At 71.7% G+C, this 18817-nt stretch carries 19 protein-coding genes; 12 read left to right on the top strand and 7 right to left on the bottom strand.

The features are described from left to right. Nucleotides 1-404 precede the first annotated feature (404 nt). From SCK26_RS35540 to SCK26_RS35530, 3 genes are all read right to left on the bottom strand, one after another. On the bottom strand, nucleotides 405-1151 hold the full coding sequence (locus tag SCK26_RS35540) for an SDR family oxidoreductase (protein WP_318205494.1): 747 nt from the start codon (nucleotides 1149-1151) through the stop codon (nucleotides 405-407). Nucleotides 1152-1219: 68 nt separating this feature from the next. Next, nucleotides 1220-2290, bottom strand: coding sequence for an aldo/keto reductase (locus SCK26_RS35535; RefSeq protein WP_318205493.1), 1071 nt, complete (start codon nucleotides 2288-2290; stop codon nucleotides 1220-1222). Between the two features lie 69 nt (nucleotides 2291-2359). Continuing rightward, complete coding sequence (locus SCK26_RS35530; RefSeq protein WP_318205492.1) at nucleotides 2360-2527, bottom strand: SDR family oxidoreductase; 168 nt, start codon at nucleotides 2525-2527, stop codon at nucleotides 2360-2362. 246 nt (nucleotides 2528-2773) lie between these two features. On the opposite strand from SCK26_RS35530, the gene SCK26_RS35525 reads away from it, so the two are divergent. After that, nucleotides 2774-3337, top strand: coding sequence for a TetR/AcrR family transcriptional regulator (locus tag SCK26_RS35525; RefSeq protein ID WP_318205491.1), 564 nt, complete (start codon nucleotides 2774-2776; stop codon nucleotides 3335-3337). 108 nt (nucleotides 3338-3445) lie between these two features. Here the strand turns inward: SCK26_RS35525 and SCK26_RS35520 are convergent, their stop codons facing one another. Together SCK26_RS35520 and SCK26_RS35515 are read right to left on the bottom strand one after the other, a co-directional pair. Next, complete coding sequence (locus SCK26_RS35520) at nucleotides 3446-3769, bottom strand: hypothetical protein (protein ID WP_318205490.1); 324 nt, start codon at nucleotides 3767-3769, stop codon at nucleotides 3446-3448. Nucleotides 3770-3952: 183 nt separating this feature from the next. Continuing rightward, nucleotides 3953-4330 (bottom strand): hypothetical protein, encoded by a 378-nt coding sequence (locus SCK26_RS35515; protein WP_318205489.1) that lies wholly within the window; start codon nucleotides 4328-4330, stop codon nucleotides 3953-3955. Between the two features lie 84 nt (nucleotides 4331-4414). Between SCK26_RS35515 and SCK26_RS35510 the strand changes: the two genes are divergently transcribed. Beyond that, nucleotides 4415-4711, top strand: coding sequence for an ArsR/SmtB family transcription factor (locus tag SCK26_RS35510; RefSeq protein WP_318205488.1), 297 nt, complete (start codon nucleotides 4415-4417; stop codon nucleotides 4709-4711). Between the two features lie 420 nt (nucleotides 4712-5131). On the opposite strand, the gene SCK26_RS35505 is transcribed toward SCK26_RS35510, so the two are convergent. After that, on the bottom strand, nucleotides 5132-5815 hold the full coding sequence (locus tag SCK26_RS35505; protein WP_318205487.1) for a TetR/AcrR family transcriptional regulator: 684 nt from the start codon (nucleotides 5813-5815) through the stop codon (nucleotides 5132-5134). A 286-nt stretch (nucleotides 5816-6101) separates the two neighbouring features. Between SCK26_RS35505 and SCK26_RS35500 the strand changes: the two genes are divergently transcribed. The 3 genes from SCK26_RS35500 (at nucleotide 6102) to SCK26_RS35490 (ending at nucleotide 10647) form a co-directional block, all read left to right on the top strand. After that, the gene (locus SCK26_RS35500) at nucleotides 6102-7424 is read left to right on the top strand and encodes a UDP-glucose/GDP-mannose dehydrogenase family protein (protein WP_318205486.1); all 1323 of its coding nucleotides are present in this window, start codon (nucleotides 6102-6104) and stop codon (nucleotides 7422-7424) included. Nucleotides 7425-7733: 309 nt separating this feature from the next. Further along, complete coding sequence (locus SCK26_RS35495) at nucleotides 7734-8942, top strand: glycosyltransferase (RefSeq protein WP_318205485.1); 1209 nt, start codon at nucleotides 7734-7736, stop codon at nucleotides 8940-8942. 88 nt (nucleotides 8943-9030) lie between these two features. Beyond that, entirely contained in the window at nucleotides 9031-10647 is a 1617-nt protein-coding gene (locus tag SCK26_RS35490; RefSeq protein WP_318205484.1) for an MDR family MFS transporter, read from the top strand. A gap of 39 nt (nucleotides 10648-10686) precedes the next feature. Here the strand turns inward: SCK26_RS35490 and SCK26_RS35485 are convergent, their stop codons facing one another. Further along, nucleotides 10687-11679 (bottom strand): GlxA family transcriptional regulator, encoded by a 993-nt coding sequence (locus tag SCK26_RS35485; RefSeq protein ID WP_318205483.1) that lies wholly within the window; start codon nucleotides 11677-11679, stop codon nucleotides 10687-10689. 144 nt (nucleotides 11680-11823) lie between these two features. On the opposite strand from SCK26_RS35485, the gene SCK26_RS35480 reads away from it, so the two are divergent. From SCK26_RS35480 to SCK26_RS35450, 7 genes are all read left to right on the top strand, one after another. Further along, entirely contained in the window at nucleotides 11824-12414 is a 591-nt protein-coding gene (locus SCK26_RS35480) for a cysteine hydrolase family protein (protein WP_318205482.1), read from the top strand. Then, the gene (locus SCK26_RS35475) at nucleotides 12414-13139 is read left to right on the top strand and encodes an isochorismatase family protein (protein WP_318205481.1); all 726 of its coding nucleotides are present in this window, start codon (nucleotides 12414-12416) and stop codon (nucleotides 13137-13139) included. Before SCK26_RS35480 ends, SCK26_RS35475 begins: the two co-directional genes overlap by 1 nt. A 233-nt stretch (nucleotides 13140-13372) precedes the next feature. Beyond that, a complete protein-coding gene (locus tag SCK26_RS35470; RefSeq protein WP_318205480.1) occupies nucleotides 13373-14503 on the top strand; it encodes a hypothetical protein in 1131 nt (376 codons plus the stop codon). Nucleotides 14504-15176: 673 nt separating this feature from the next. Further along, on the top strand, nucleotides 15177-15836 hold the full coding sequence (locus SCK26_RS35465; RefSeq protein ID WP_318205479.1) for a TetR/AcrR family transcriptional regulator: 660 nt from the start codon (nucleotides 15177-15179) through the stop codon (nucleotides 15834-15836). Between the two features lie 166 nt (nucleotides 15837-16002). Further along, a complete protein-coding gene (locus SCK26_RS35460; protein ID WP_318205478.1) occupies nucleotides 16003-17226 on the top strand; it encodes a cytochrome P450 in 1224 nt (407 codons plus the stop codon). A gap of 42 nt (nucleotides 17227-17268) precedes the next feature. Then, nucleotides 17269-17463 carry a ferredoxin gene (locus SCK26_RS35455; protein WP_318205477.1) on the top strand — a complete coding sequence of 65 codons (195 nt, stop codon included), beginning with the start codon at nucleotides 17269-17271 and terminating at the stop codon, nucleotides 17461-17463. Continuing rightward, a complete protein-coding gene (locus SCK26_RS35450) occupies nucleotides 17460-18734 on the top strand; it encodes an NAD(P)/FAD-dependent oxidoreductase (protein WP_318205476.1) in 1275 nt (424 codons plus the stop codon). The genes SCK26_RS35455 and SCK26_RS35450 overlap by 4 nt, the downstream gene beginning before the upstream one ends. Nucleotides 18735-18817: the final 83 nt, after the last annotated feature.

Genomic DNA, 18817 nt, shown 5'->3' with positions numbered 1-18817 from the left:
CCCGCCGACCGCGACCACGGCGGCGCCGTCGCGGCCGGTGACCGTCAGGGCGACCGCGCCGGTCGCTCCCACCGGGGCCGTCCCGCGCGTGCCTCCACGGCACCGGCACGGCCGCCCCGCGCGTCTGCCGCCCTCGCGGCACTCCTGCCGCACAGGCGTCCGCGACTCGCGCCGCCCAGGCCGGACGCCTCATCAAGGCCACCGCCCGCCCGACGCCGGCGCCGCCGTGCGCTCCCTCACCACCACGGCGGACAGCGGCAGGGTGTCCGGCGGGCACCGACCCACCCCAGCCGAGCGCCTGCACGAACTGCTCGCGGCCTGATCCACACGACCACGTGTTGCAGCTCCCCACTGAAACCGCCGTGGCAGTGGGCCTTACGCCCGTGGCGGGACGGCAGACGAGTTCAGAGCTGGGTTTCGCCGCCATCCACGGCCAGCTCGATGCCGGTGGTGTACGTGGCGTCGAAGGCGAGGAACGCGGCCGCCTTGGCGAACTCTTCGACGGTGCCGTAGCGCTTCATGGGGTTGCTCGCGGTCCGCTCCGCCCTGAACTGGTCAGCGGCCTCTTCGGACAAGTTCATCGTTTCCAGAATCCCCGAGTCGATGGGACCCGGGCTGATCGCATTGACACGGATTCCCCGCGGAAGCAGCTCCCGGGAGAAGGTGCGGGCCATCGAGCGCAGCGCCGCCTTGCCGGCCGCATAGACGCTGGTGTCCATCATGCCGATGACGTTCGCGATCGAGGTGGTGAGGACGACGCCGGCGTTCGCGCTCAGCAGCGGAGCGAGCTTCTGCACAGTGAAGAAGGCGCCCTTGACGTTGATCGCGAACAGCTCGTCGTACACGTCCTCGGTCGTCGACTCGAGGGGCGTGAGGGATGAGATGCCGGCGTTGACGAACAATGCCTCGATCGAGCCGAGTTCGCTCTTCACACGGCCGACGAGCATATCCAGGTCGGACAGTGAGGCCACATCCGCCCGGACAGCCACGGCATTCTCGCCGAGCCGCTCGCGTGCCGCGTCGAGCTTGGCCTGAGAACGGCCCGTGATCACCACGCGGGCTCCGCCTTGCACCAGCAGCTCCGCCAGCGCGAGCCCCATGCCGCTGCTGCCACCCGTGATCACCACATTCTTGTCGCTGTACTTACCCATACCGAGGTTGCTCCTTCCGACATCAAAAATATGTCGATATATCCGTATGTCGTCGTTCGTGAAGCGAATCAGCCGAGGGTTTCGATCTTCATGTCGCCTGTGGTGACCGTGCGGATGTGATCACCGGCGAGCAGGTCGTGCGGATTGCCGAGGTCGATGGAGCTGACCTCGTCGAGGCGGGCCAGCCGGGAAGGAGTGAGGTCGACCTGCAGAGCACCCAGGTCGTCCTCCAGCTGCGCGATGGTGCGGGCGCCGATGATGGGTGCCGTCACGCCCGGGGCGTTCAGGGTCCAGGCCAGTGCGACCTGGGCGGGTGTGCGGCCCAGCTCCGAGGCCACCTCCTTCACCACATCGGCAATGGCAAGGTTGCGGTCGGTGACCCATCCCAGGGCGACGTTGAGGCTCTTGCGGTTGCCGGCGGTTTCGCCGACAACGGAGCCAGCCCGGTTCCGGTCCTCGCGGCTGTACTTGCCGGTGAGCACCCCGCCGCCCAATGGGGAGAAGGGAACCACGCCGAGTCCCATCTCGCGTGCCATCGGGATCAGGTCACGCTCCGCGGTGCGCTCGATCAGGCTGTACTCGGTCTCCAGTGCGACCAGCGGTGACCAGCCGCGCAGGTCGGCGATCGCCTGCATGCGCGACACCTGCCAGGCCGGGGCGCTGGAAATCGCCACGTACAGCACCTTGCCCTGCCTCACCAGGTCGTCCAGGCCCCGCAGGATCTCCTCCACCGGCGTCCTGAAGTCCCATACGTTCACGTAGAGCAGATCGATGTAGTCGGTGTTCAGCTGCCGCAGACTGGCTTCCACCGACGCCAGCATGCTCTTGCGGTGGGTACCCCCGGAATTCGGGTCCCCGGGCTGACGCAGCGTCGAGTACTTGGTCGCCAGCACCATCTTGTCCCGGTTGGTGCGGGCGAATTCGCCGAGCAGTCGCTCGGAGGTGCCGTTGGTGTAGGTGCTGGCGGTGTCGAAGAAGTTGCCGCCGAGCTCGGTGTAGCGGTCGAAGAGCTTGCGCGCCTCGTCGCGCTCGGCGCCCCAGCCCCACTCGGTGCCGAAGGTCGCCGTGCCCAGCGCCAGCGGTGAGACCCGGAGTCCGGAACGGCCCAGCAGCCGATAGGTGTCGAGAGTGAGTGCCATCGTGTTCTCCTGTGAGGCACGGTTCATGGCGTTCGAGAGGTGCGGACTGGTGGTCGACTCGCCCGGGTTTCAGGCGCCGAGCCCGTAGCCGCCGGCCACGGTGATGTCCTGGCCGGTGATGCAGCCGGCGGCGTCCGAGGCGAGGAAGGCGACCGCTTCCGCGACCTCCCGGCTGATTCCGGAGCGCTTGAAGGGGATCTTCGAGCGCATGGCGTCCGGGTCGCTCTCGGTCAGCACGTTCGGGATTCTGTCCGGTGACCGCGACCTGGTAGCCGCGGGCGTGCAGCAGCTCGGCCACCGCTCTGCCGATCCCGGTCGCCCCCCGGCGATGACCGCTGTAGGCATGGCAAACCTTTCGTCGCTGAAGCGATGGGTGAGACCACCCGTAACCGGGGAACTCCCCGGTTGTCTCACCGTACACTGAACCGGGGACATCCCCGAATTGTTCCCGAGCCTCATCCGACACCCACGATCGCGAAGGTCATGACACCTCCACGCAGCACCCTGCGCGCCGACGCGCAGCGCAACCGCGAGCAGCTGATCGCCACGGCCGCCGAAGCCTTCGCCTCCGGACGCCCGATCTCGCTGGACGCGATCGCCAAACGCGCGGGAGTGGGGAACGCCACCCTGTACCGGCACTTCCCCACCCGAGAGGATCTGGTCGAAGAGGTCTACCGGGACCAGATCCGCCCCTTGCGCGAAGACGCGCGCACCCTGCTGGCCGCCAAGCCGCCCGCACAGGCCCTCCACGCGTGGATGCTCCGATTCGCCGACTGGGCCGGCGAACGACGCGGCATCTGCGAGGCCCTGGTCGCCATGAGCGCTTCCGGCCGCTTCGGCACCGGACCGGTCTGCGACGAGGTCCAGCAGGTCCTGGCGATGGTGCTCGAGGCCGGCGCCGCAGCAGGAGAACTGCGCAGCGACATCGACCCGGTCGAGGTAGGCGGCATCCTTGCCGGTTTGCTCTCCGTGGCCGGCGCACCCGAGCAGCGCCCCCGACTGAGCCGCATGCTGGACGTCGTCGTCGACGGACTCAGGCCCCGCTAAGCGATACGCCAGCGGTTCGGCGAGGCGTCGGCCCATGCCGGACGGCATGGCTGCGGCCGCGGCGGTCGTGGCGCCCCGGACCTTGGTGAGGACCGTCGGGACGATTGCCTACGTTCGGCTCGTTCCCCGCCTCGCGACAGCGCCCGAACGGCTCGTCAGGGCCGCCAGTAGTTCGGCGTCCGTCTCGTCCGCCCGCGCCGCCGCCGGCTCGGCCGGCACCTCGGGCAGGGCCGAGTCGTCGATCGCGGTGAGGGGGAAGACGGGCGGCTTCGCGCCTCGGCGGGCGGGTCCGATCGGCGCCGGTTTGCCGGCAGGCATCCGTCCCCATGTCGTCGGCGAGATCCGGTAGATCCGCGCGGAGGACTGCGCGATGCCCGCGCCGGTGAGGTACCGCTCGACCGCTGCGGTGTGCGTCGAGGACGGGGCGGACATCGCTGTGCCGTCGACCCTCGCGCCCGCTCCAGCCCCGAGCCTCGCCCTGCGCCACATGTCCGTCCACCGTAGCCATACGAGAACAGGGCCGAGGCCGAGGCCGACGGCCGCGCGGGGCCCGGTGTGGACCGCGTACCGGCCGCGCGGCCGGCATGTGCCGGCCTACGCCGGACAGCGGCCGGCTCAGGCGAATGCCGACCGCGCCGCCGCGTGGAACTGCACGTACTCGATGGTGGCGCCTCCGGGGTGCCGGACGGTGAGGTTGCGGCCGGTCGGGACCTCGTTGGGCCCGTCGAGGATCTCGCCGCCGTGTCGCTCGGCGAGGCGCAGGATCTGGTCGATGGACTCGACGATCGTGGTGGCGTGGGTGCCGCGGTAAGGGGCGAGGGCCTCCTCCGAGCCTGCCAGGAGCAGATAGCCGCCCACACTCGCGAGTTCCAGGTCGCGGTAGGCGAACCGGAGTCCCGGCTGCTCTCCGGTGAGTTCGACGAAGGTGGGCAGGGCCGCGTCCAGGTCGTCGACATAGACACGGGCAAGGGTGGCAAGCACGGGCACGGTCATCCCCTCAAGTCATTTCGACTTTCCCGAAATGTGGAACCGATCGGCATACTACGGGTTCGAAGGAGCGGACACGAGAGAGGGCCGATGGAGCAACACGAGTACGGGGACGAGGACTTGGCCGCCGTCCTCCACGCCCTGGGCGATCCGGTCCGGCTGGCGCTGGTGCGCCGGATGGCCGCGGACGGCGAGAGCGCGTGCAGTCCGGACGGCATGGACGTGCCCAGGTCGACGCTGTCCAACCACTGGCGGATCTTGCGCGAAGCCGGGATCACCGAGACCCGCCGGGCGGGCAAGGCCCGCCTGATGACGCTGCGCCGCACCGATCTCGACGCCCGCTTTCCGGGTCTCCTCGCCGCCGTGCTGGACGAAGACGGGCGATGAGCCGGGTGGCGGCTCTCCGGGTCCGGTCCCGGGCCGCCTCGGCGTCGACACACGCCGACGCCCCGGGCGAGGGCGGGCACCGATCAGCACGCCCGGATCACCGGCCACGGCACCGCCGAGGGACGGGAGCGTGCGGACCGCCGTCCCGATGACGAACACGCGCCCGCGCCCGTAGCGATCCACGAGCGGGCCACCGGTGACCAGGACGACCGCGCGGCTCGACCGGTGGCCGGTGAGGACCTGTCGCGGTGCGCCCGGGACCGCCGTGAGAACGGTCTGGACGGCCGGTCCGGCCTCTCCTCGGCGGCGGCGCGGTCCCGGAAGAAGGCGCACGCACGGGCGCGGCCTTCGGCGCCTCCGGCGAGCGAGGCCGTGCGATCGAACCCCGGTGTCATGCCGGGACGGCTTCCGTCCCGCGCATCAGCCTTCTCCGCACCCGGCCCGGCCGTGGTCGTCCACGACGCACTCCACCTCCCCCGCCGCGCCCCCGTCACGCTGCGCCGCCGGGCCGAGGAGCGTCTCGATGACCGCCCGGAGATACCGCTCCAGCTTGGCGTCCGGCGCCGCCTGCAGGGCCGGGGGCCGGATTTCCGTGAGCACGAGACTGGTGCCGAGCACCCAGGCCGCCAGGAGTTCCGCCCTCAGGTCGGCGTCGGGGCCGCCGAGGCGGGCGGCCAGGCGCGTGGAGAACACATCCGTGAAATCCGCCCTCAGCTGCGCGAAGGCCGCGTCCCTGCCGGAGGACCGCAGCACCGAGAGCACCGGATGCGGAAAGTTCCCGTCCTTCGGCGCCCCCAGGAGCAGCGCGCAGAACCAGTCGGGTATCGCCTCCACCGGTTCCTGGAGCAGCGGCTCGAATATCTTGCCCGCGCCCGTCACATCGTTGAACAGCGCTTCCTTCGAACCGAAGTAACGGTAGACCAGCGCCGCGTCCACCCCCACGTCGCCCGCGATGTCGCGCACGCTGGTGCCCTCGTATCCGTACTTGCCGAACCGGAAGGCCGCGGCGCTCCTGAGCGCGGTACGCGTGGCCGAGGCCGAGCGCCTGCGGGCGGGCCGGTCGGCCACCGCCTTCGCCGCTTCGCCGTTCTGTACTCCCGTCACGTCACCAAACCTCCATCGCCGGCGGTCCGCCCGCCGACCGCCCATGTTCCAGCCTGGGGCGGCTGGCTCAAAGTCACCGATCGTTGTCATCAATCGTTGACTTCTGTTCGCACCGCGTGCCATACCTGAACGGTCAACGATGGATGACTTCACTGCTCACTGTCCCAGGGCCGTACGACGGAGTCGGCCCGTTCCAGGTCGCCCGCACGGCGCGGCGGCGCGCACCCTCTCCGCGCGCCCCGGACGCCGCCGTGCGGGCCCCCTCGACCGGAAATGGTGATCTTCTGTGCCTGCTCAACGCGTCACCGTGGTCGGAACCGGCTACGTAGGACTGACGACGGGTGCCTGTCTCGCCTCTCTCGGCCATGCCGTGGTGTGCGCGGACGCCGACCCCCGCAAGGTGGAGCGGCTGCGCGAGGCCCGCGTGGACATCCTCGAACCCGGTCTGCCCGAGACCGTCCGGGACGCCCTGGAGGCGGGCCGGCTGGAGTTCACCGGCGACACCGCGGCGGCCGTCGCCGACGCCGAGGTGGTCTTCCTGTGCCTGCCCACTCCCATGGGCGCGGGCGGTGCGGCCGACCTCGCCGCAGTGGAGGCCGTCGCGGAGCAGATACGCGACGTACTGCCCTCCGGCTGCGTCGTCGTCAACAAGTCGACGGTGCCGGTCGGAACGTCCGAGCGCGTCGCCGCCCTGCTCGGCCGGCCGGACGTGGCCGTCGTGAGCAACCCCGAGTTCCTGCGCGAGGGCCGTGCCGTCCACGACTTCCTGCACCCGGACCGGATCGTGATCGGCGCCGCCGACCGGGACGCCGCCCGGCGGGTCGCCGACCTGTACGCCGCGCTGGACGCGCCGTTGGTGCTCACCGACCCGGCGAGCGCCGAACTGACCAAGTACGCGGCGAACTTCTTCCTCGCGATGAAGCTGTCCTTCGCCAACAACCTGGCCACCGTGTGCGAGCGGTTCGGCGCCGACATCGGTGATGTCACCGAGGGCATCGGGCGCGACCCGCGCATCGGCTCCTCCTTCCTGCTGCCCGGGCCCGGCTGGGGCGGCTCCTGCCTGCCCAAGGACACCCACGCCCTGCTCACCGTGTGCGAACAGGCCGGGGTCGACTTCCCGTTGCTGCGCGCCACGATCGACACCAACGTCACCCATCAGCGCCGGCTGGTCGAGCGGGTCGCCGCCGCGTGCGGGCGCGGCCCGGACGGCTCGCTGCACGGTGTACGGCTCGCCCTGTACGGCCTGACGTTCAAGGCCGGCACCTCCGACCTGCGCGACTCGCCCGCGCTCGCCGTCGCCCGGCTGCTGCGCGAGCGGGGCGCCGAACTCACCGCCTACGACCCGGCGTTGTGCGAAGAGCAGCCCGACCTGAGTGATCTCGCCCAGCTCGCCGACGACCCGGTGCGGGCGGCGGAGGGAGCCGCGGCCTGTGTGGTCCTCACCGAGTGGCCGCAGCTGCGCGACCTCGACTGGGCGGCGATCGCCGCGCGCATGGCCGGCCGCGAGGTCCACGACTTCCGCAATCTGCTGGACCCGGACCGGCTCGCCCGGGCCGGGCTGAGCTGGCAGGGCATCGGACGCGCGAGCGCGCCGGCGCGGGTGGCATGACACGAGAGCGGGCGACCGGCGTCCGGCCGGCCGGCGCCTGAGGTCGCGCGCTGTCCGGTGTCCCACGCACACCGGCGTCCTCCGCCGTCCGTCCGCGTGCCCGGGCCCGGGCGGACCGCGGCCGTTGCCGTCCGTCAGACCGTACGACCAGGGCGTGCCGGATCCTCCGCCCGTACGACCAGGCCCTTCCTGTCCACCTCCCTCGTACGACCGGGCCGTGCCGGTCCCTCCGCTCCTGCGGCCGGGTTCGCGCGGGCCGCCGCTTCGCGTGCCATCGCCGAAAGTCCACGAGAGAAAGGCCCACCCCCCATGCGCGTCCTCTGCACCACGCTCGGCAGTCCCTCGCACGGGCGTGCCCAACTGCCGCTGCTGCGCGCCCTCGCCGAAGCGGGGCACCAGGTGCTGGTGGTCACCACCGATGCCCTCGCTCCCGTCTTCCGCGACGACGACGTGGAAGTGAAGGCGGTCTTACCGGAGTTCGACCCGGTCGGCATGCTCGGCCCGGACCTCGGCGAACTCCAGGGCATCGGTGAACTGACCTTGTCCTCCCCGGCGCTGTCCCGATTGCTGATGCGGGCCCTGGCCGGGCCGGGCGTCAAGCCGCACCTGGACATCCTGCGTCCCCTCGCCCTCGACTTCCGCCCCGATCTGATCCTGCGGGACGGCATGGACATGGGCGCGGTGCTCACCGCCGAGCTGCTCGGGGTGCCGCAGCTGCCGACACCCTCCGGGTTCACCAACATCCTGGACCCCGCCGAGGTGCTGCCCCGGCTCAACGAACGGCGCCGGGAGCTGGGGCTGCCCGAGCGGGACGATCCGCTGTCCGTCGTACCGCACGGCCGTGTCGACTACGTACCGCCCGCCTTCTCCTTCTCGCTGCATCTGCCGCCGTCGTTGTCGTACCGGCAGACGGTGGACGTCGAGCGGTACGGGGTGCTGCCCGGGTGGATCGCCGAACTGCCCGCGGACCGGCCCCTGGTGTACGCGGCGATCGGCACCGCGCTGCCGGTGCTGCGCGAGCAGAAGTCGGCCGGGACCCCGCTGCTGCCGGTGAAGATGCCGGAAGCCGCCGAGAGCCTGGAGGAGATCCTGCGGGCGGCGGCCGAGCTGGAGGACTGCACGGTGGTCGTGTCGACGTCCGGTATCCCGGTGGACACCGCGGGGCTGCCCGGGCACGTCCACGTCACCGAGCGGGTGCCGCAGCCGCTGCTGCTGGAGTCGGTGGACCTGTTCGTCACCCACGGTGGCTTCAACAGCGTCCGCGAAGCCCTGCGCACCGGCACACCGCTGGCGGTGCTGCCGCACTTCGGGGACCAGTACACCAACGCGCGGCGCGTGACGGAGCTGGGCCTCGGCGGTCACCTCACCGACCGCGACGCGCACGGCATCGCCGACCTGTGCCGGACGCTGCTCGCCGACCCCGCGCCCCGGGCGCGGGCCCGGTCCGCGCAGCTGGCGATGCTGACGCTGCCGGACATCGGGCAGGCGGTCGCCGACCTGGAGAACATCGCCGGGTAGCTCTCCGGCTCCGGCACCCGGGGACCGTGCCCGCGGCGCGGGCGCGGCCCCGGGCATCTTTCCCGGCACCCACTTCCTAGGACGGCATGTGACCTCCTCCGAAACCCGACAGCAGGACGCCGGCGGCGACGCGCCCGTGCGGCTCGGCCACCGGCAGATCACCACGGTCATGTCCGCACTGGTGCTGGGCATGTTCCTGGGGGCGCTGGACCAGACGGTGGTCGCCTCCGCGCTGCGCACCATCGCCGACGACCTGCACGGGCTGACGGCCCAGGCATGGGCGACCACGGCCTACCTCATCACCGCGACCATCGCGACCCCGCTGTACGGCAAGCTCTCCGACATCCACGGCCGGCGGCCCGTGTACCTGGCCGCGATCGGCCTGTTCACGGCCGGTTCGCTGCTGTGCGCGGGGGCCACGTCGATCTACGAACTGGCGGTGTTCCGGGCCGTGCAGGGGCTCGGCGGCGGCGGGCTGATGTCGCTGGCGATGACGATCGTCGCCGACATCACCACGCCGCGCGAACGGGGCCGCTACCAGGGCTACTTCATGGCCGTTTTCGGCGGCGCCAGCATCGTCGGCCCGCTGGCGGGCGGGGCCCTCGCGGAGCGGGAGGCGCTGCTGGGCATCGCCGGCTGGCGCTGGATCTTCCTGCTCAACGTGCCGCTCGCCGCCGTGGCGGCCGTGGCGATCGGCCGTGTCCTGCGGTTCCCGCACCAGCGGGTGCGGCACCGGCTCGACTATCCCGGCGCACTGGCCCTGGCCGTCGGTATCGTGCCGCTGCTGACCGTCGCCGAGCAGGGCCGCACCTGGGGGTGGGGCTCGCCGCCGGCGCTGCTGATGTATGCCGTCGGCGCGCTGGGACTCGTCGTCTTCGTCCTGGTGGAGCGCCGGACGGGCGCGGCGGCACTGCTGCCGCCGCGGCTGTTCCGCATCCGCGCCTTCCGGCTGGGTGTCGGGCTGCACTTCGTCGTCGGCATCGGCATGTTCGGCGCGATGACGACCCTGCCGCTCTACCTCCAGATCGTCCGCGGCATGAGCCCGATGACGGCGGGGCTCGCCACTTTGCCCACGGTCGCCGCGAACCTCGCCGTGACGCTGCTGGTGGGCCGGCTGATCGCGCGCACCGGCCGCTTCAAGGTCCATCTCGTCGCCGGAATCGGCTCGTTCACCGCCGCGATGCTCGTCTTCGCGACCCTGCGCGTGGACAGCCCGCTGTGGCAGGCGGCCCTCGGCATGGCCCTGATGGGCGCGGGGCTCGGCGCGTCGATGCAGACGCTCACCACGCTCGCGCAGTCCGAGGTACCCAGGACGGACATGGGCGCGGCGACGGCCTCGGTCAACTTCTTCCGCTCCAACGGCGGCACGGTGGGCACCGCCGCCTTCCTCTCCGTCCTGTTCTCCACGGCGGGCGGCCGCATCGCCGAGCGGCTGGCCGAGGCCCGCCGCGACCCGGCCTACCGCCGGCTGCTGGCCGAACCGGACAACGCCCACGCCCTCACGGGTGTCCTGCGTCCGGGCGGCGGTGTCGACCTGGAGGACTCGGCGTTCCTGCGGGCGCTCGACCGCGGTGCGGCGCTGCCGTTCCTGGACGGGTACGTCGCCTCGATGCGGCTCGTCTTCCTCACCGGTGCCGCGGTGTCCCTGGTCGCCTTCCTGATCGCGGCCTGGCGGGTCCCGGACCTGACGCTCGCCGACGAGTGAGCCCGCCGCCCGGCGGCCCGCGCCACGGGCCCACGGTGCTCAGTCGGGGCTGGTCCGGAAGCGGCGCCGGTATTCGGTGGGGGTCGTGTCGATCCGTCGGCGGAACGCCCTCACCAGAGTGTCCACGGTGCCGAACCCGCAGGTGGTCGCTATGCGTTCGAGGGTGGCGTCGGTGGTCTCCAGCTCGTGGCGGGCCCGTTCGACGCGAACGGATTCGATGTAGGCGTGCGGTGTCGTGCCCAGCTCGTTCTTGAAGATCCGGGTGAGCTGCCGGTCGCTGACGTGGGCGTGTTCGGCGAGGTGCGCGACGGTGAGCGGTTCGGCGATGTGGCGCAGGATGTGGTGGCGGAGTTCCTCGATGCGCCGGGTCGCGGCGACCTGTTCCAGCGGCACGCTGAACTGGCTCTGCCCGCTGGGCCGTTTCAGGTACATGACGAGTTGCCGGGCGACGCGGAGCGCGACGGCTTCACCGAGGTCGTCGGCGATGAGCGCGAGCGACAGGTCCAGGCAGGCGCTGATGCCGGCGCCGGTCCAGACATTGCCCTCGCGGATGAAGATCGGATCGGAGTCGACCTCGATCGCGGGGTGGTCGGCGGCCAGTTGCTGGGCGGTCGACCAGTGGGTGGTGGCGCGCTTGCCGTCCAGAAGCCCGCAGGCGGCGAGGATGTGCGCTCCCACGCACACCGAGGTCACCCGCCGCGTCCGCGGGGCGAGCTGTGCGACGCGCCGCACCACGTCCGGGTCGACGAGCGCGTGCACCCGGCGATGGCCGTCGACCTCGACCGCGCCCGGCACCATGAGCGTGTCGATGCTCCGTGTGGTCAGCTCGTCGAAGGTGATGTCGGGCAGGACACGGACCCCGGCGGCGGTGACGGTGGGCGCCATGGTCTCGGCGGCGAGGACCACGTGGTAGCCCGCCGCCTCCTCCGTCTCGCGCCGGGCGAGGGAGAAGACCTCCGGTGGTCCGGTGACGTCGAGCAGGTCGACGCCTTCGAAAAGGACGATGGCGATGAGTCGTTCCACGGTGTGCACGAGCCTCCCCCTGGCCGGCGACGGTGATGTCGGTTTCTGCATGCTAGATGACATTGCCGACGCATGGGGCGGGCCGTAGCGTCTTAGGTGCAGGTCATCGCACCGAACGCACTTCCTCAACTCCCTTTCCTCAGGTGGTACTCCATGCCCAGAACGACGCTGCGTCAGCTCAACGGCTTCGACGAGACGCCCGCGAAGCTCGCCGACTCGACCGTGGTTCTGATCGACTATCAGAACACCTACACGACCGGCGTCATGGAGCTGGACGGCTGGCAGCCCGCCCTCGACGCCGCCGCCCGCTTGCTGGAGCGCGCCCGCCGCGAGGGCGCCAAGGTCATCCACGTCGTCAACGACGGCGGCGAGGGCACGCCGTACGACATCCGCGCCGAGATCGGCGGGATCCACCCGAGCGTCGCGCCGGCCGACGGCGAGGCCGTGGTCGTCAAGCAGGCCCCCAACGCCTTCCACGGCACGAACCTGGGTGACCTCGTGGACGAGGCGGGCAGGACCGACCTCGTGATCGCCGGATTCATGACCCACATGTGCGTGGCGTTCACCGCTCAGGGTGCCTTCCTGCGCGGCAACCGGCCCACGGTCGTGGCCGACGCCACCGCCACCCGCGCGCTGCCCGTCGCCGGCACGGAGGTCGACGCCCGCCAGGTGCACCTCAGCGCCCTCGCCACCATCGCCGACCTGTACGGGGTCGTCGTAGAGAGCCAGGAGGACCTCGGCTGATGAAGTCTCCGCGTACCGCCGTCGCGCTCGGCGCCATCGCCCTGCTCGCGGCCACCGTCACGGCCTGCGGCGGGGATTCCGAGGCCGCCACCACCAAGGACAAGCCGTCGGCGTCGGCGTCCGCCGCCCGGACGAACGTCGCCGAGGACACGAAGACGCTGAGGCAGCTCAACGGCTTCGACGAGACCCCGGCCACGCTGTCCGACGCGGCGCTCATCCTCGTCGACTACCAGAACACGTACACCGACGGCGTGATGGAACTCGACGGGTGGCAGCCCGCGGTGAACAGCGCGCAGGCCCTGCTGAAGCGGGCCCGTGCGGCGGGCACACCGGTCATCCACATCGTCGACAAGGGCTACGACCTGAAGTCGAAGGCCGGTCAGATCATCCCGGCGCTCAAGCCCGCCAAGGGCGAGCCGGTCGTCGTGAAGAGCGTGCCCAACGGCTTCCACCACACCGATCTCGCCGAGAAGGTCAAGAAGACCGGCAAGAAGAAGGTGATCGTCGCCGGGTTCATGACCAACATGTGTGTCCTGTTCACCACGCAGGGCGCCTTCCTCAACGGGTACCAGCCGACCGTGGTCGCCGACGCCTCGGCCACCCGGCCGCTGCCGCTGAAGGGCAACCCGGACGGCATTCCCGCGCGGCAGCTCCACGAGTCCGCGCTCGCCACGGTCCAGGACCTCTACGGCGTCGTGGTGCCGTCGCAGAAGTCGCTGACCTGAGTCCGGCGGACGCGGTCCGGCCCACCGGCGCACCCGGCGCCGGCGGACCGGACCGCACGCCGGACCGCTCGGCCCACGCTCATCCCCCACCCCCAGCACTCCCCCACCCCTGGACTTCCCCCCACGCCTGACCCCCACGCTCCACTTCCCCCCGCGCCCCCCACCTTGAACTCCCCCCACGCCTTTCCCCCCCACCCCACGGAACATCGACACTGACCACGGAAAGACGGGGCATGGCAACTCGTAGAGGATTTCTGGGTACCGTTTCGGCAGCAGGGGCAGCCACCTTCCTCACCCAGACACAGACAGCCACCAGCGCGTCGGCCGCACCGGCAGCGACCGACGAGAAGGCGGCACGGGACGCGATACGCAATGTCAACGCCGGGATGCGCGCCAACTACGCGTCCCTCAAGGCCGAGCTGATCAAGCACCTCAGCCCGGTCGTCGTCGTCCAGAACAACGCCGTCGGCGGACGCTTCACCCTGATCAACAACGGAGTGCAGGTCGAGACCGTCGACCCGGTTCCGGAGTACTTCGAACTGGCCAAGTCCATCGCCCACGTTCCGCTGGGCATCTACTCGGTGATCGCCGCCTACCTCAGCGACCAGGTGCCGAACATCCCCAACGCGGACCGCATCGACCCGCACGACCTGGACATGGTCGCGTTCAAGACCCCGGGCGACAAGGGCTGGATCACTCCGCTGAACAGCTTCCGGACCACGCTGAATTCGGCGTTCACCAAGCTGCCCACCGCGAATCTCCCGCTGGATCTGGAGAACTCCTGCACCAAGATCCTGTCGGAGGCCGTCAAGTTCATCGACACCATCGTCAAGGCGCAGTCGTTCGACATGGTCGCGTACAACCGGTTCGCCGCGACCGTCTACCCGTCGATCCGCGTCAACATGACCTTCGCCGCCACGGCGCAGATCACCGGCATCGAGAGCCTGATGAAGCGGTGGCGCACGCTGATCGGTGAGGCGGCGTGGAGCGACCTGTACGTCACGGTGCTGTCCATCTGGACGACGTCCGAACTGAACCAGGCGTCCATCATCATCCGCCGCACCATGAACCAGGCGAAGGTGAACACCCACCTGATCGACCTGCCCACCGTGGAGAACCCCTCGGACCCGATCGCCGTGGCCCTGGACAACCTCGCGCGCATCGTCCAGGACAACGTCGCGGCCGAGATGGTCTTCAACACCGACCTCAAGGTCGCCGACGCCCTCAAGGGCAGGGAAGACCTGCTGTCGGACGAGATCCTCCAGCAGGTCGGCGGAACGGCGCCCACCGCCAAGACCGCCGCGTTCGGCGCGGCCGCGGCCGCCGCCACCTGCCCCATCACCGGTCACACCGCGACGGTGTGACCCCCGGGGCCCTGAAGGAAACCGACGAAACCGACAGGTGAACGATCCGTGCCGCTCCCTCCCGTCCGGCGGGCCCACCGCCCCGAGGGGCGGCACGGATCTCCGGCATGCCCGGGGGCGGGAGCGTCGCGCCTGCCGGGCGCTCCCGTGGCAGCGCCGGCGCCGTCCGCCCAAGGCCCGGGTGAGCCGGGCTGTTCCTCCCGGAAGAGCGTGTCCGGGCGAAGGGTCCGGATGCCGTGACGGCATCCGGGGCCGCCGCCCGTGTCCAGCGGCCCCGGCTCCGGTCCGTCGGATGCGCCGAGCGCCGGACGGCATCACCTGGGCGGGCATCGACGTCCGGTGCCGGCCTGGACGTGCTGACCGGCGGGTTCCAGCCGGGCAACCCGGCCCGGGCTTCGCGGACACCGTACGTCGCCCGATCGCCGGCCGGCCGGTCCCGGACACCGGCGGACCCGGTCGCAGCCCTCGTCGGCGAGACCGAGCCGCCCCGGTATCGCAACGCCATCGGCTCGGCACGCCCAGCGGTCCGGTGCGCCGCCTACGGCCGCCCGTGTGCGCCGATGCGGCGGCCGGTGTCGTGTACGGTTCGGGGCGGCTGCCCTGCGGTGATCGGCGAGAATGGTCCACCGCCCGCGGCGGCGCGGACGCTCGGACGAGAAGGAGGTGGGCGGCGGTGGACGGGACGAAGCGGGACGGGGAGGGCTCCGCCGGGGCCGCTCCGGAGCGGACGGCGCGGGTGCGCAACCCGCGCGGGCAGGGCGAGCGGCTGCGTGAGGAGATCCTGCGGGCCGCCGGCGGGCTGCTGGAGCAGGTGGGCAGCGAGGACGCCCTCTCCCTGCGCGCGGTGGCCCGGGAGGTCGGCATCGCCACCCCGAGCATCTACCGGCACTTCGCCGACAAGACCGAACTGGTGTGGGCCGTACTGGCGGAGCACTACGAACGGCTGGCCGCGCTGATGGCCGAGGCCGACGCCTCCGCGCCCGCCGACGCCCCGCTGGAGCGGCTGCGGCACCAGCTGCGCGCGTACTGCCGTTTCGCGGTCGCCAACCCGGCCAAGTACCGCCTGATGTGCGAGATCTGGCAGACCCCGGTGGACGAGGACCGGCTGCACGGCCACCCGGCGGGCCTGCTCCTGCGCGGGCTGAGCCAGGCACTCACCCACTGCGAGGAGGCCGGCTGGCAGGTCCGGGGCACCCGCGCGGAAGCCCCGTACCTGCTGTGGTGCGCGCTGCACGGCCGGGTCACGCTCTGGCAGGTCATGCCGCGCCGCAAGGACACCGCCCGGCTGGACCGCTTCGTCGACGAGCTGCTCGGCCTGCTGCTGGAACGCTGACCCGTCCCGGGTCCTCCTCGGCCGCCTCGCCCTGACGACACGTCACCTCTCCATCACATCACCCGATTTCCTTCACCCCTCCTGCCGCCCCGGTCGCGCCATGCCCTAAGGAAACGGTCGTAAGCTAACGACTGTTAGTTGAAGGTCTTCTCCCACAAGGAGTGGCATGACCACCACCGCACCGCTGCCGCCGCTGCCTTCCCGGCCGCCGTCCGGCTGCCCCTTCGATCCGCCCGAGGGCCTCGCGCGACTGCGCCTGGAAGAGCCCCTGTCCAAGGTCGCGCTGGACGACGGCGGCTGGGCATGGCTCGCCACGCGGTACACGGACGTCCGGGCGATCCTCGGCGACGTGCGCTTCAGCTCCGACACCTCCGCCGCCGGGTACCCGGTCAGCGGGATGACCGGCGGCAGCCCGCGCCCCGGCGCCACGCGGGGCTTCATCCGCATGGACCCGCCGGAACACACCCGGCTGCGCCGCATGGTCACCCGGGACTTCATGGTCAAGCGGGTGGAGGCGCTGCGCCCGATCCTGCAACGCCTCACCGACGAACTGTGCGACGCGATGGAGCGGACCGACCGTTCCGAGCGCCCCGTCGACCTGGTCCAGGCCCTGGCACTGCCGCTGCCCTCGCTCGCCATCAGCCTGCTGCTGGGCGTGCCCTACGAGGACCACGACACCTTCCAGCGGCTGACCGGTACCCTGCTCTCCCGTGACCTCACCGAAGAGCAGCGCGAACCCGCCCGCAACGAACTCCTCGCCTACATCGACCAGTTGGTCGGCGCCAAGAAGGCCGACCCGGGCGACGACATCATCAGCCGGCTCGTCACCGAGCAGTACGCACGGGACGAGCTGACCCACGAGGACCTCGTGGCGTTCGCCGTGCTGCTGCTGGTCGCCGGCCACGAGACGACCGCCAACATGATCGGCCTGAGCGCCCTGTCCCTGATGCTCGACCAGGAGACCGCCGGCCGGCTGCGCGAGGACCCCTCCCTGATCCGCGGCGCCGTGGAGGAACTGCTGCGTTTCCACAGCATCATCCGCAACGGCCCCCGCCGCGCGGCCCTGGCGGACGTCGAGGTCGGCGGGCAGCTCATCCGCCGCGGCGAGGGCGTCATCGTCGCCGTACCCTCCGCCAACCGCGACGAGGACACCTTCCCCGACGCCGGACGGCTCGACATCACCCGGCCGAACGCCCAGCACCACGTCGCCTTCGGCTACGGCATCCACCAGTGCCTCGGCCAGGCACTGGCCCGCGCCGAGCTCCAGGTGGTGATCAGCACCCTGCTGCGCCGCTTCCCCGGCATGCGTCCCGCCGTACCGGTCGAGGAGATCCCCTTCCGCACCGACATGGTCATCTACGGCTGCCATGCCCTGCCGGTCACCTGGTGACCTCCGCATCCCCGTCCACCACCACTCACCGAAGGAAACCTGATGCAGATCACCATCGACGAGGCGAAGTGCTGCGGCGCCGGCCAGTGCGTACTGGTCGCCCCCGACGTCTTCGACCAGCGTGACGAGGACGGCATCGTCGTCCTGCTGAACGCCGCTCCGGACGCCGGCCTGCACGCCGCCGTGCGCGAGGCCGCCACCATCTGCCCCGCCGCGGCCATCCAGGTGCGCGAATGAGCGCCCCGCAGGCCTCCCGCCCGCGGATCGCCGTCGTCGGCGCTGCGGCGGCCGGGCTGGCCGCGGCCGAGGGCCTGCGCCGCCTGGGCTGGGACGGGGAGATATCCCTCGTCGGCGACGAACCCCACCCGCCCTACGACCGCCCTCCGCTGTCCAAACAAGTCCTGTCCGGCACCTGGGAGCCGGAACGCACCGCGCTGCGCGACGCCGACCAGCTCGCGGCGCTCGGCCTGGACCTCAGGCTGGGCACCCGCGCCGTCGCCTACGATCCCGCGCACCGCGCTCTCACCCTCGACGACGCCGGGCGGACCGTGCTGCGCTGCGCCGGTGTCATCGTCGCCACCGGCGTGGTGCCGCGCACCCTGCCCGGCGGCGACACGGCCGAGGGACTGCACGTCCTGCGCACCCTGGACGACGCGCTCGCCCTGCGCGAGCGCCTCGCCGTCTCCGGCCGGCGGCTGGCCGTGGTCGGCAGCGGCGTGCTCGGCGCCGAGGCCGCCGCCGTGGCGCGTGCGCTCGGCCACGACGTCACGCTCATCGGCACCGAGGACACGGTGATGGGGCGGGTGCTGGGCCCGGAGGTCGGCCGGCTCCTCGCCGACGTCCACCGCGCCCACGGCGTCACCCTGCGCACGGGACAGGCGGTCACCGGTATCCGCCGGGAGGCGGGCCGGGCGACCGGTGCCGTGCTCGCCGACGGCACCGTGGTCGAGGCCGACGACGTCCTGCTGGCCGTCGGCTCCGTCCCGGCCGTCGACTGGCTGCGCGGCCCCGGCGCCGAGGCGGCGGGCCTGGACCTGTCGGACGGACTGCGCTGCGACGAGTACTGCGCCGCGGCCCCCGGGCTCTACGGCGCCGGTGACGTCGCCCGCTGGTACCACCCCGTGCTGGGGCGGGAGGTGCGGATCGAGCACCGTATGAACGCCGGTGAGCAGGGTCTCGCGGCCGCCCGCAACCTCCTGTCCGAACTGGATCCGGAACGCTTCGGCGAGCGGCGCCCGTTCACGCCGGTGCCGTACTTCTGGTCCGACCAGTACGACATGAAGCTCCAGGCCCACGGTGTACCGGCCGGAGCCGACCGGATCGAGGTCCGCGTCCTGGGCAAGGACCCGCTGCGGCTGGCCGCCCTGTACGGCACCGGCGAGCGGGCCACCGGCATCTTGGCACTCGGCCTGCCCCCGCGCCAGACCCGTTCCCTGCGCGCCCTGGTCGCCGTGCCCACCCCGTGGCCCGAGGCCGTCACCCGGCTGACGGAGACGGTCGGCACCTGACCCGCCGGACCGCGACGGCGGGCTCCGCGCTTCGACCGCGGGGCCCGCCGTCGCGGTCTCCTCCCGTGAGGGTTCACCGGGCG

It is taken from the genome of Streptomyces sp. SCL15-4 (genome assembly GCF_033366695.1).
Taxonomy (GTDB): Bacteria; Actinomycetota; Actinomycetes; order Streptomycetales; family Streptomycetaceae; genus Streptomyces.
This window is presented reverse-complemented; position numbering and strand designations above follow the sequence as displayed.